Here is a 13,527-nt window from a genome sequence, read left to right as displayed (position 1 = left end):
TCATGGCATCGGAAAAAGATACAGAAACCGCTTTTGAAACAAACGAACTCCGCCAGGTACTGGTACTGGTTCGTTATAAACCCGGCAACCTGGAGGGGCTGGGCAAAGCCGATAGCCTGATGGGAGGTATTGCCGAGAAAGCAGGCGCCGTTACTTCTGCCATTGATACCATTGCCTCCTATATTCCCGGTACCATTAAAGAAGATCCAGCCAAACCGGTAAAATCAGAAAAAGAATATAACTATTTTGAAACCTATGATAAGAACTGGGACAAAACCTTCAGCAAGATAGAAACCTTGTTACAGGATAAAATGAACCCGGAGAACTTTACCCTCATCTACGATTTTGAAGACCAGGCAACTGCCGATGACAGGAAACAGGAAGGCAAAAAATTATTTGATAAACTAAAAAGCGAGTTAAGCGACTGGAACGATTATCCTTCGGCCATACACTTTGTAGGCCTGGGCCAGGGCGGCAATATTGCCAACGAAGCCGCCAACCTGTTTAAAAACGAAGAAGCATTCAAAACAAACTGGCATATTGGCTCGCTCATTTATGTAGGTACCCCTTTATACAAAGACTTACACGTATTAGATAAAACCGTTTTAAAAGGTAAGGGCAAAGCCATCAGCTTAGGTAACCGTTACGATCTTACCCAAAAAGTAATAGAGTACTTTGAGCCTGCCGATAAATTACGCCAGTATGTTGCCGAATGCAACAGCAATTTATTTTCTTACGTAGCTGCTAAAATTATACTGCGCATCACTGCGGCACTCTCTTATGTATTAGGCGATCACTCCCTGGGCGTGGGCGAGGATAATAAAAAAGTAGTAGACGCTTTTGAAAAAGCCAAGGATGAACTGGTAGGCGCTATTGAAGATATGATCGGCCTGGTTAAAAAACTGATCAGTGAAGCCCCCGGGATGATAGACTTCAGTGGCTTACCCGAATTTGGCGATATGTTTAAAGGATATGACAGTATACCCGGTAAATGCGCCTCACGTATGGAAAGGTTTATCAGCGACGATTTAAAAAAATCGGTAAGTGGTTTTGGTGTGGATACTGCCAACCTCCCCATTCAAAACTTCTTTAACTGTTTATCACCCATATTTTTAACCCTGGCCGATTCACTGGCCGTATTCAAATTTGAATCACCCGCATCTGATGCGCTGGTTGATAAAATTATAGAGAACGCCGGCATTACCCATATACACGCCCCTGCCCCTGCTGCCGTTACACCGGTAGAAGTGGATGAAGCATACAACCAGTTGGTACTGGATAAATTACAACAGAAAAAGCCCGAAGAAGGAGCCCAGCTGGTAAACCAGGCATTTACGCATTTACAATCAGCCATAAAAGCCAGTAAAGCAAAAGGCGACTTAACACCCCAGGAAAAAACGGCCGTTGCTGCAGCTATCGCCTGTATAACATTACCCATGTTGCCTACCAAAAAAGCGCTGTATGCTTTTATTATCAGTAAAATTCCTTTAGGTGGCGCCACTTCTTTTTTAGACAGCTTAACTGCAAATGCAGCAGCCGCACCGCTGAAATCACTGATGAAAAATGTACGGAGCAGTTTTGAATTTGATGCTACGGAGAGCAACGACCCGGATAAAGTAGGTTTACAGGCGGCCATTAACCGCTTCGATAAAGAACTAAAACGTATCATCGGCTTCCTGGACAGCAAAAACTTTAGTGTGGATGAAGAACTCAACAGCCTGTACTTTATATACAATAGTCATAACCTTATGTTGAAGGAATTGAATGCTTCCATACGCCAGGTGATAGATACACAAACAGGCTTAAAAACAAGGATGGAACAAACCGGTTACCAGTTTGATATGCTGAAGAACGACTATGTGGAAACAGGCGGCAGCAAAGAAGAAAAAAATGTACTGGTCACAAAAGAACTGGAGGAAGAAGCTGTTGAAGGCTAATATCATTCATCTAAAAATTTAAAGCGTGGGCGATACCATTAGCGGGATAATTGCAGGGTTTGTAAGAAGCAGGCATAGTTTAATGCCCCTGGCAAGTGACAACTACACACATGTGGATGTAACCATGCTGGGCATTGAGAACCGAGGCGGTTATATACATACCAGGGGCCTGCTGGGTAGTGGCAGTACCGGGGCGGAGGTTAATTTTTCACTGGCCGGCATTCATAACAGCGGCGGTGTTGAAGGCACCATGCCATCCTCCCGCACCTCTTTTAATGGTGGCTTTTGTATTTCGTACGAATTTGAAGCAACCAGGGCCGCTGTTGATTTTGAACTGGCAACTACTGTTCGTATCCGGGCTTTCAGGGAAACGGCTCAGATAGCTTTTGATGAAGACGCTTTTTTCAGGCGAAGCCGGATCACAAGCTGGCGTGCAGGTGAAATAAGTACCCTGGTAGTTCCGGCGGTAATGATACCCAAGCCGGATAATATCGAGGATATGATCAGCACCATAACCGGGCAAAGCGGCTTGCTGGATGCTTTATCAGAAGGAGTGGAAAACGCGATAACAGCAGATACAGTGGTAGATACTATTTCCAGCTATACTGATTTAATGGATACGGTGATTAACCCTAACAGCAGACATATTTTTTTAAGCATTGTAATTATCAATTTATAGACAACACTTAACCCTTTACCTGTATGCCCGCACTTACCCAATATAGTTTTTCTGAAAAAGCCAAACAGGCTTTACATATTGCTTCGCAGATAGCGAAAGAAAACCTGCATGAACATTTCTCTGCCGCACATTTATTGAAAGCGCTCCTGCATAAAGACCTGCCTTTGTTAAAATTCCTCGAAGCCAAAGGTGTGGATGTTTACTATGTGGAAGAATGGGCAGAAATAAGAATTGAACAATACCCGCGTTCGGCCAAAGTAAGCAGTGAGCCCCAGGCCGACCCTGACACCGAACCTTTGTTTAAAGAAGCCGAGCATTTGCAAACCAAACTGCATTATCATGATATGGAACCGGAATGCCTGTTCATAGCCATTGCTACACCGGGTGTAGCTTTTGCTTACGAACAATTAAAAACATTCCCGGTTAGTTCGGCCCAGGTATTACAATGGTATGAAGCAGGAGCAGCGTCAACCGGTGCTGTTTCGGGTAATGGGATTGGTAAGACCGGCAGTAACGGCTCCCTCCCTCCTTCTGCCCTGGCTTCATTTGAAGCCCTTGGCAAGTACTGTATTGATAAATTACAACAGGCCCGCAACAATGAACTGCATGAAGTAATAGGCCGTGATAAAGAGATCAGGCAGATATGTGAGATCATCAGCCGTAAAAGCAAGAGCAATGTTATTATTACCGGTGAAGCTGGTGTAGGTAAAACCGCCCTGTTAGATGGCTTTGCCCTTGCCGTGGCCAACAAACATGTGCCACAACACCTGCAGCATGTTTCTATTTACCAAATAGATAACGGCGCCATGCTGGCAGGCGCTTCCTATAAAGGCGAGATTGAAGACCGCCTCATCAAGATCATCCGTGAGTTGAACAATGTAGAAAAGCCTGTGCTGTTTATTGATGAGATACATACCCTCATTGATAAAAACAATCCCAACGGTGGTGTTACCAGCATACTCAAAGCCGAACTGGCCAAGGGTTACTTAACCGTAGTGGGTACTACCACCCTGGATGAATACCGTAAAAGCATTGAAAAAGATGAGACCTTCAGCCGCCGTTTTGAAATGGTAAAAGTAAATGAGCCCGATATTACCATTGCTGAAAAAATGTTGCGCAACCAGGCTGCTTATTACGAAACGCACCATAGCCTGACCATATCGGATGGTGTTTTTGCAGAAACCATCCGGCTGTCAAAACGTTTTATTAAAGAACGCAAACTACCCGATTCGGCACTGGACCTCTTAGACCGTACCCTGGCTGTAACCCGTATGATGACCGATACCAGCAAAGATGATGTAGCCAAACTACAGGCCAAGCTGGATGCATTGACCAATGAAACCGAAGACGACCTCCGCTGGTTATACCATGAAACACAAACCGGCTTAAGCCCTGTACTACTGGCCCGCTATAATGAAGAGAAAGAATTTAAAAAAATACTGGAGCTGGCCGAAATGCGCAGTTATCTCACCGACCTGCTGAACAGCCTGGCAGCCGTAGCCGCACTGGAGAAAAAAGAAATTGACCCCACCGATATCAGCGCCGTAGTAGCTAATGTAACAGGCATCCCGATTGGTAAAATACAAACCAAGGAACAACAGCGTTTGGTGAATATGGAAAACCATTTACGCCATCGTGTTATTGGTCAGGACCATGCTTTAAAAACGGTGTCGGATGCCATACTGGAATCACGCTCGGGTTTAAACAAAGCCGGGCAGCCCATTGCCTCCTTCTTCTTCTTAGGCCCCACCGGTACAGGTAAAACCGAGCTGGCAAAATCACTGGCCGAGTTTTTATTCCAGGATGAAAACTCTATCATACGTTTTGACATGAGTGAGTTTAAGGAAGAACATTCGGCTGCACTCTTATATGGTGCACCTCCAGGTTATGTGGGTTATGAGGAAGGTGGTATGCTGGTCAACAAGATCCGTCAGCAACCTTATGCCATTGTACTGTTTGATGAAATTGAAAAAGCGCACCCATCGGTATTTGATATATTCCTGCAGATACTGGACGAAGGTAAAATGCATGACCGCCTGGGTAAGGAAGGCGATTTCTCCAATGCCGTTATCCTGTTCACCTCCAATATCGGTGCAGAGCATATCATCAACAGTTTTGGTGAGGGAAAAATTCCCAAGTCAGATGAGATGATGGAAATAATGAGCAAATACTTCAGGCCGGAATTTTTGGCAAGGGTTACCGAGATCATCCCGTTTGCACCGGTTAGTAAAGAGAACGTACTGAAGATATTTAATATACATTTAAAACCTTTGGTAAAACAACTGGAGATACAGGGCATGAGCCTGGAAGTATTACCCGATGCGGCCGAACACCTGGCCCACCTGGGCTTCACCCCCAAATATGGCGTACGTCCGTTGAAAGGCGCTATCCGTACCTGGCTGCGTAAACCGCTGAGCCGCATGATCATTAACGAGGAAATAAAAAAAGGAAATACCGTCGTGGTGGGGGTAAAAGAACAGGATGGTATAAAAGAACTTACATGGGAAGTGAAGTAGGAGCAGATTTAAGATGTCAGATTTTAGATTTTAGATTGAGATAACGGGTAGTGTCGCGAACAAATAACACAAAGCGGTAAAAGTGAAGAGTAATAACCCGTAAAACTTAAATTTTTAAAAGAATTATCGTAATTTTTCAACAATAAACCTTAAAACCAGATAATATGATGGATAGTAACTATGGAATTGGTGGTACCGAAGTGAAAACAGATGCCAGTGAAGCATTTGCCGATATACCACAGAACAGAACCCTCATGGCCGAGCTCTTAACCAAAGACGCCCCTGTTAAGCCCGAAGTGGTACATGGCCTGCAAACTATTGAACAGGTATTTGAACATTATAAACCCGATGTTGAAATTGATTTTGAAGATGCAGAAGGTCAAAGCCGTTCAGAGAAACTAAGCTTTAACAACCTGGGCGACTTTGGTTCAAAAGGTATTACGGCGCAAAGCGCTTTCTTAAAAGATAATGCCGCACAGAAAGAAGAGTACTACAAAATTATCAAGCAACTGAAGAGTAATAAAATACTGAAAGCTGCACTGGCCAATGCCGATGCCAAACATGCTTTGCTGGATGCTTTACATAGTATGCTGGCCGAGCTGGAAAACAGTAAATAATAACATTAAACTTTATTACTATGGTTTACGATGGTGTTTTTAGTCTTGATACGGAAGACGAATCAAGAACTTATACATTGCTCGACTTTCGCCTGGACCTCGTACAATCCACTGATAACTTTGGTGTACCCAGGGGCCTGCCCCGTTGTACAATGTTTAAAGTAGTGTTACGGGGCGACGGATCGTCCAGTACTTCAGAAGCAAAACTCATTGAATGGATGCTTAACCCTACCATGAAAAAAAATGGCCGGGTTGCCTTTTTATCATCAGAACGTAGTGGCGGAACTGAACTTGTTGGACAAATGATTAAATTTTATGACAGCTATTGTATTGGTTACTCTATAAATTATAATACAGAGGAAACAAATGAGTTTCGCACTGCATCCTATAACTATTCAAGAGATACTTATACTATAACACTAACCCTCACCACCTTATCACTGGAGTTTTCGGAAGATGCGATCTTAAATTCTGTGATTTTTGAAAGATCAGGCGAGTCCGGCGGTTCTTCAGGGTCTTCGGAAAGTAGCAGCAGTAGTGCTTCTTCGGGGTCAGTTAGTTCATACCGGGCAGATTGATCAAAATAAACTTTTAAAATTTACTTTAAACTTACAAACCTTATAAACTATCCATATGAGCGAAGAATTACAGCAACAGGCAGCCGGCCAACCCGAAAGAGTGCAGGAACGCCCCAAGATAGATAACCCCCTGGAGTTACTAAAATCTGGTTCCGAAAAACTGGCCAAATTCGGTGGCTTTGATCTTATTGAATCTTCCATTGAAGGCTCAGCCAACTTAAACCCCGAGCGCAAAGCACGCAGAAATATATTTTTAACCGAGTCGCAGAAAAAAGATGAAAGAGAGGCTTTGAAAAAAGCTTTATCGCTTTGGGCCGAAGTACTGGAAAGCAGTAACGAAATATCGGACATGGTGAATACCGCTGAACAAAAAGCCGAGCAATGCCAGAGCGTATTGGAAAAAAACCTGGCCAAGGCTGTGGAAGAAACCAGGAACCTGGAAAGATCTTACCGTAACGTGGCCCTGTTCTTTAAAAATACCGAAAGCGATAAACTAAAGAACGTATCCTTCATTAACTGCGAACCCGACCAGTTGAAGGACCTGGACAATACCCGCTTTATCGATCATATCGGTGCCGAGTTAAAACAAAACTATGACCGTCTTGACCTGCGTAATAACTATAGCTTACTGGTGGTTCCCGGTTACCTGGGCAGCAATAAAGTTGTAGAAAAATGGGCTAAGATGGCGCATGAGAACAAGGTAATGCTGGTAACCGATTTTGAACATTTAGATGCGCCCGACGATGTAATGGAGATGTTTGAAATAGCCAACCTCACCGGCGGCGATAAATACCGCAGTAATGTAATGATGAGCTGTAACTGGCTGGTAGGCCGCGGCAAATTTGCCGAACTGGGCGAAGAAGAAGACCTGTATGTACCGCCTTCCGGGGCATTGGCCGGCAGTATTTATAAGACCTTAATGAGCCAGGTGGCGGCCGGTAAAAAACATGGTAGCATTAATGAAGTGGATGGTGTAAAATTTGACCTGAAGAAAAGTGAAATAGCCAACCTGGAAAAAATGGGACTGGTACCCATGGTAAAAGAATATGGTAAGGTAATGGCCTTCTCAGCCAAAACCCTTTTCAACGGCGATAACCTGGGTTTACAAACCTACTCGGTAGTACGTGTGTTTGACTATGTAACCAAGGTTTTAATGGACTTCTTAAACCGTCGCGCTTTTGAAAACTTTAACGCCAGCACCCGTAAGGACCTGCAAGGCCAGATCGTTAAATTCCTGGATAGTATTACCGGCCCCGGTAAACTGATCGAGGACTTTACCATCCGCCGCTTTGAGCAGGATCCTAACCAGAAAGACCGTATTCACCTGGATATACATATGAAGCCTTATTTCCCGGCTAAAAACTTTATGATCAAAATGGATGGTCAGAAAGGGGATGACGGCACCAACTGGGACAGCAGTTATGACCAGCAATAATAAAAAACAAAGACATATGAAAAGCCCCTTTTCCTGAGGGGCTTTTTTATTGCTTTTCCGGTAATTATTATATGTTGATACGCTGCGTTTAACCTTATATTATTTTAACATGACGTATATAAAAACTAACACCTGTTATATCTGCTAAAATATCTGACGCTATAGTCCATTTTACCTTACTTTTGTTGCCTTAATAATAAAAGCAATGGCGTTAAAAGATATTCAACCAACCGGAAATAAAGACACCCGCAGTGGCTTTGGCGATGGCATTGTAGAAGCTGCACGTAAAAACGAAAATGTAGTAGCCCTTACGGCAGACCTTGCCGGCTCCATGAAGCTGCAACAATTCATGAAAGAGTTTCCTGAGCGTTATATACAGTGTGGTATAGCCGAGGCCAATATGATAGGTATGGGCGCCGGTTTAACCATTGGTGGTAAAATACCCTTTACAACAACCTTTGCCAACTTCTCTACCGGCCGTGTGTATGACCAGATCAGGCAGTCGGTTGCTTACAGTAATAAAAATGTAAAGATCTGTGCCTCCCACGCCGGTTTAACCCTGGGTGAAGATGGCGCCACACACCAGATATTAGAGGACATCGGGTTAATGAAAATGTTACCCGGTATGACCGTTATTGTACCCTGCGATTATGCCCAGACAAAGGCAGCAACTATGGCCATTGCTGAATATGAAGGACCGGTTTACTTACGTTTCGGCCGCCCGGTATGGCCTATTTTTACCAAAGAAGAAGATTTTGTAATTGGTAAAGCCCAGCAATTTTCCGAAGGCAGCGATGTAAGCATTTTTGCCTGCGGACATATGGTATGGTACGCCATCCAGGCTGGTATTATTTTACAGGAAAAAGGCATCAGTGTTGACCTGTATAATATTCATACCATTAAGCCATTGGACGAAGAAGCGATCATAAAATCGATCAGCAAAACAAAATGTGCCGTTACCGCCGAAGAGCATAATATTATTGGCGGTTTAGGTGATGCCGTAGCTCAGGTAGCGGCAAAAAATAACCCTGTACCTATTGAATATGTAGGCACCAAAGATACTTTTGGTGAAAGTGGTAAACCTGTAGAACTGTTAAAAAAATATGGCCTGGATGTAGCAGATATTGTAGCTGCAGCCGAGAAAGCCATTGCAAGAAAATAATAAAAACTGTTTTAGTAAAAAGCGATACCAGGTGGTGTCGCTTTTTTTGTTTATATTAAACTTATCAAATTTTATACAGTCTTATATGATTAAACGTTAACAGACTATTTACGTACCCTCCATTAATTTATGCAGCTGAGCGGCCTTAACGATAACGAACTATTAACACAATTCCGGGAACCCGAAACCAGGGAAAAAGCCTTTACGGCTATTATAAAAAAATACCAGGAAAAATTATACTGGCATATCAGGCGCATGGTGGTTACCCACGAGGATACGGATGATGTATTACAGAATGTTTTTATAAAAGTATGGCGCAACCTGGAGAACTTCAGGGAAGACAGCCAGCTGTACACCTGGTTATACCGTATTGCCACTAACGAAAGCCTTACTTTTTTAGAAAGTAAAAAAAGAAAAGCCACCCTGAGTTTAGGAGAAGATACAGGTGGTTTGGAAAACCTGGTACGTGCCGATGAACATTTTGACGCCGGCAAACTGGAATGGAAGTTACAGCTTGCCATACAACAACTGCCGGAGAAACAACGTCTGGTTTTTAACCTCCGGTATTATGATGAAATGCCTTACGAAGAGATGAGCAAAGTATTGGAAACGAGCGAAGGGGCCTTAAAAGCCAGTTATCATCATGCAGCCCGAAAGGTTGAGGATTATATTAAAAACAGTTAAACCCTTGCCAGCTAAAGCTGTCTATTTATAAGTAATGTTGCCCGATAATAATATACAAAACGAATTAAAAACACTAGGCTGTACGTATTTAACAGCCGGGCTGGGCATGCCATTTAGTGTGCCTGAGGGTTATTTTACGGGACTGCCCGGCACTATTGTTAACCAGGTAAAAGCTACGGATCATGCCCCGGATGAGCCCCTGCCCGCGTTCTTAAACAGTACGGAATTAAAACAGGTTCCTTATACAATGCCTGTTGATTATTTTGACCAGTTATCACGTCAGGTACTTATAAAACTGGAGAAGGAGCCGGGTATTGATCAGCCCTTACAAACTACTCAGCAGGAAGTGCCTGCAGGCTATTTTGATTCCCTGGCCGGCAATATAATGACAAGGATAAAGGCAACAGAAAAGCCTGTGATCAGCTTGCCGGCACGTAAAAAAAGCTGGTTTAAATATGCTGTGGCAGCGGCTGTAACAGGCCTGGTAGCCCTGGGCAGTATTGCATATTTTACATCATCCGGCCCGTTAAATAACACAGAGCAAGGTACCGCTTCCATTGATGCCCAGGTATCCAGGTCACTGCAATCAGTGCCCGAACAAAACCTGGAACAGATGGTAACCACCCTGGCCAATGAAACAGTGCATGAAAAAACAACCCTGCCCCCTGCTGCCACGGGAGCAAAAACAGAAGCCCTGGTAGCCGGTTTGCTGAACGAAGTGCCCACGGCCGAACTGGCCAGTTTTTTAACCGATTTTGATGAAGATGCTGACGAAGAACTGAACAGCACCCTTAACTAAAACGCATGAAGTATTTTTTTTATATTATGACAGGCTGGTTATGTTGTATGAGCATTACCTGTTTTTCCCAAACCCCGGTTGCCGACTCATTACAAAACGACCGGGTAGGCAAGGGTATGTTCCTGTTTATAAAAAATAACCTCCAGATGACAGAGGAAGAGGCAAAAAAAAGTGAACCAATTGTTAGTCAATATATTATAGACATGCGGAAGGTGCAGATAGAGTATTCCGACCCGCTGGAAAGGCAACAGCAAAAAGCTACCGTAAGGGTAAACTGCCGCAACCAACTGATCCCGGTACTGGGTCAGGTACGGGCAAACAGGGTTTTTGTGGAAGAAGCCCGTTTCCGGAACGAAGTAAGAAAGCTACTCCAACAACGCAAGAACCAGCAAAAAAAACGAAGAAAATCTATATAATCTTGCATTTTCTTTACGGTTGTAATAAAAAAATTCTCTACCTTTGGAACTGGTGTTTTTCATAGGTTAGCAACGGCCGGCCCTTTTTAGGGCAGGCCTTTTTTTTAATGTTTAAACACTATTGTCGGATATTTTACATCATGATAAAAAAGAAAGTGCCAGTCAGCAGCTTCTCCTTCTTCTTTCCAGGTCTTTCTTAGTTCCATGGCCTTCTTACCATCGTAATCATACTTAGCTACAAATTTGTGTTTCATCTGGTGGAGCTGGGGAGCGTCATCTGCGCCAAAGAATATGGTTTGGTCGTTCTCTGTTATCCAAAACACCTGGTGGAAAGGTGAATGTGCCCCTGTTACTTCGTAGCGAATATAGTTATCAATGGTACCGCTGTCAAATTTTAGCCAGACTATGTTTTTGACATTAGTCAAAAGTTTAAAATCCTCGCTGATATAGGATTTGCCGTCATTTTCCAATGCATATTCCATCTCTCTTTCCTGCACATAATAAGTGGCATTGGGAAAACTAAGCTGTCCATGGTCATTGGGTAAACTAATACCGCTGGCATGGTCCTTATGTAAATGACTCATCAATACTTTGGTAACATCATCCGGTGAAATACCATTTGCTTCCAGGTTAGCATGCAGCTGCATTTTGCCATCGCTGTTTAAAAAACCAAGCCCGGTATCCAGTAGTATAATATCCTTACTGGTTTTAACAACAAAGGGTTGTACTTCTACCAGCAAACTGCCGGTGGCCCTTTCCTGCAGGTTATCGGCATCTGCATCAAAGGGTATGAATTTTTTGGTGGCATCTATAGTAAAGCTGCCTTCTGATAAAGGAATGATTTGCATAATGCAAAGATAACTATTGCCCGACGCACACCCTGTTATCCTAACAGAATTGATGATAATAATCTATTTTAATGCTACTTAACGGGGGTATAGCATTGCCCTATAAAAATACAAAAGCCCCTTAGACAAGGGGCCTTTGCTCTTAAGTGTATGAGTGATTAATGAACCGTCCAGGGTTCATGCGTTTAATTCGGTTATTACTTACCGGCATTCGTATTGGCATACAATACGGTACCGTCCTTACAGGTTAGTTTTAAGCGATAATAGTTACTTTTATTATTGATAGTAAGACCATAATTTTCGGTCGCACTTTCCTCACTGCACCAAACCAGTCCGGCCTGGGTAAACGTTTTTCCATCTGCACTGTACTCTACTTCAATAGAAGATGCATTGCTATTATTTAAAACTGACCAATGAAGTTTTGTTTTGTTCCCTGTAACCTGGGCAGTAAAATCTTTGATGGTAACAGCCGCACTCAAACGAATATTGGCAGCAGGCAGGCTAACAGCATGGCTGTTGGCAGACAAGACATTGCTTGCGATTAAAAAAGCAGTAATAATTAAAAATTTCATTTCCTGGGTATTGATAGTTCAAAATGCCCATAGAAATATTGGATAGGTTTAGAGGCACAAAACATCGTAGTTTTACTTATATCTATGTGGTTTTATGCAATGCAAACCTACTAGCAGATTTTGATTTTTGCAAGTAATTTACCGGATATTTTTAAAATATTTTACGTAGAAACCTTTACTGTACAGGCTTTCAGCCGGCTCAGGCTATCGTATATTTACGATACCAATTTGCTATTACCTGTTTATTAGGCAGTTGTATTTTCACGGCTTCCGGTAAGCCATGAAATATCCCTTCTGCCATAGCAATACCTGTTTTCCTGTCACAGGCCTGTAAACAAAGAAGCCCGCAAATGCGGGCTTCTTTGTAATATATTCAGCTATTGTATTAGCCGATAGCAACTCTTTTAAACTCGGTAACTTTCAGGCCACCGGATTGTTTCAGGTATTCACCTACAGAAATGCCGGCATCTTTAACAAAAGCCTGGTCTAATAAAGTTTGTTCTTTAAAGAACGCGCCTAATTTACCTTCAGCAATTTTAGATAACATTTCCTCTGGTTTACCAGCCATTTTAGGATCTTCTTTCATCACGTCAACGATGATGGCTTTTTCACGTGCTACTACATCAGCAGGAACACTATCAGCATCAACTGCTACAGGATTCAGGGCAGCAATTTGCATGGCTACGTCTTTACCTGCGTCAGCAGCAGCTTTGTCCAGGCCAACCAATACACCAATACGGTAAGCGCCATGAATGTAAGAAGCTACATAAGGAGCATTTACTCTTTCAAATTTAGTGATACCGATTTTTTCACCGATAGAAGTTAATTTATCGTTTACCAGGTCGGCAACTTTAGCACCATTGATCTCAGCAGCATTCAGCTCATCAACAGTATTTACGTTGTTGGCAATAGCGGCATCGGCAATGCTTTGTACAAAAGCAACGAAGTCGGTATTTTTTGATACGAAGTCAGTTTCGCAGCTTACACATACTACGATACCGCTAGTGTTATCGGCAGTTGTTTGTGCAATTACTACACCTTCTTTTGCTTCACGGTCACTGCGTTTTGCAGCCACTTTCTGACCTTGTTTACGTAACCAGTCAATAGCAGCTTCAAAGTCGCCATTGGTTTCGGTTAAGGCTTTGCGGCAATCCATCATACCGGCGCCGGTAGCCTGACGTAATTTATTTATATCCTGTGCGCTAATTGTTACAGTAGAGCTCATTTTTATAAAGTTTTAAGTTATAGGTACTAAGTTATAAGTTAACAGCTATTGTCATTTAC

The 13,527-nt window shown here is 42.9% G+C and carries 13 protein-coding genes; 10 read left to right on the top strand and 3 right to left on the bottom strand.

What is annotated here, in order from left to right:
* Positions 1 to 2: 2 nt before the first annotated feature.
* From ACFS6H_RS05410 to ACFS6H_RS05365, 10 genes are all read left to right on the top strand, one after another.
* The gene (locus ACFS6H_RS05410; protein ID WP_386096042.1) at positions 3 to 1,937 is read left to right on the top strand and encodes a hypothetical protein; all 1,935 of its coding nucleotides are present in this window, start codon (positions 3 to 5) and stop codon (positions 1,935 to 1,937) included.
* A 25-nt stretch (positions 1,938 to 1,962) separates the two neighbouring features.
* Positions 1,963 to 2,616, top strand: coding sequence for a hypothetical protein (locus ACFS6H_RS05405; protein WP_386096040.1), 654 nt, complete (start codon positions 1,963 to 1,965; stop codon positions 2,614 to 2,616).
* A 23-nt stretch (positions 2,617 to 2,639) separates the two neighbouring features.
* A complete protein-coding gene (locus tag ACFS6H_RS05400; RefSeq protein WP_386096038.1) occupies positions 2,640 to 5,132 on the top strand; it encodes an ATP-dependent Clp protease ATP-binding subunit in 2,493 nt (830 codons plus the stop codon).
* A 164-nt stretch (positions 5,133 to 5,296) separates the two neighbouring features.
* A complete protein-coding gene (locus ACFS6H_RS05395) occupies positions 5,297 to 5,749 on the top strand; it encodes a hypothetical protein (protein WP_386096036.1) in 453 nt (150 codons plus the stop codon).
* 20 nt (positions 5,750 to 5,769) lie between these two features.
* Entirely contained in the window at positions 5,770 to 6,327 is a 558-nt protein-coding gene (gene tssD, locus ACFS6H_RS05390; protein ID WP_386096034.1) for a type VI secretion system tube protein TssD, read from the top strand.
* Between the two features lie 55 nt (positions 6,328 to 6,382).
* Positions 6,383 to 7,762 carry a DUF5458 family protein gene (locus tag ACFS6H_RS05385; RefSeq protein ID WP_386096032.1) on the top strand — a complete coding sequence of 460 codons (1,380 nt, stop codon included), beginning with the start codon at positions 6,383 to 6,385 and terminating at the stop codon, positions 7,760 to 7,762.
* A gap of 205 nt (positions 7,763 to 7,967) precedes the next feature.
* On the top strand, positions 7,968 to 8,924 hold the full coding sequence (locus ACFS6H_RS05380) for a transketolase family protein (protein WP_386096030.1): 957 nt from the start codon (positions 7,968 to 7,970) through the stop codon (positions 8,922 to 8,924).
* A gap of 129 nt (positions 8,925 to 9,053) precedes the next feature.
* Positions 9,054 to 9,608, top strand: a complete 555-nt coding sequence (locus tag ACFS6H_RS05375; protein WP_386096028.1) for an RNA polymerase sigma factor — start codon at positions 9,054 to 9,056, stop codon at positions 9,606 to 9,608.
* 106 nt (positions 9,609 to 9,714) lie between these two features.
* Entirely contained in the window at positions 9,715 to 10,407 is a 693-nt protein-coding gene (locus ACFS6H_RS05370; protein WP_386096026.1) for a hypothetical protein, read from the top strand.
* A 5-nt stretch (positions 10,408 to 10,412) separates the two neighbouring features.
* Positions 10,413 to 10,823: a hypothetical protein gene (locus ACFS6H_RS05365; RefSeq protein ID WP_386096024.1), complete on the top strand. Its 411-nt coding sequence runs from the start codon at positions 10,413 to 10,415 to the stop codon at positions 10,821 to 10,823.
* A 104-nt stretch (positions 10,824 to 10,927) separates the two neighbouring features.
* Here the strand turns inward: ACFS6H_RS05365 and ACFS6H_RS05360 are convergent, their stop codons facing one another.
* From ACFS6H_RS05360 to tsf, 3 genes are all read right to left on the bottom strand, one after another.
* A complete protein-coding gene (locus ACFS6H_RS05360) occupies positions 10,928 to 11,671 on the bottom strand; it encodes an MBL fold metallo-hydrolase (RefSeq protein WP_386096022.1) in 744 nt (247 codons plus the stop codon).
* 197 nt (positions 11,672 to 11,868) lie between these two features.
* On the bottom strand, positions 11,869 to 12,243 hold the full coding sequence (locus ACFS6H_RS05355) for a hypothetical protein (protein WP_386096020.1): 375 nt from the start codon (positions 12,241 to 12,243) through the stop codon (positions 11,869 to 11,871).
* Between the two features lie 385 nt (positions 12,244 to 12,628).
* Complete coding sequence (gene tsf / locus ACFS6H_RS05350) at positions 12,629 to 13,468, bottom strand: translation elongation factor Ts (protein ID WP_386096018.1); 840 nt, start codon at positions 13,466 to 13,468, stop codon at positions 12,629 to 12,631.
* Between the last annotated feature and the right edge of the window lie 59 nt (positions 13,469 to 13,527).

The sequence above is a fragment of the Terrimonas rubra genome, assembly GCF_042686025.1.
Classification (GTDB): Bacteria; Bacteroidota; Bacteroidia; order Chitinophagales; family Chitinophagaceae; genus Terrimonas; species Terrimonas rubra.
This window is presented reverse-complemented; position numbering and strand designations above follow the sequence as displayed.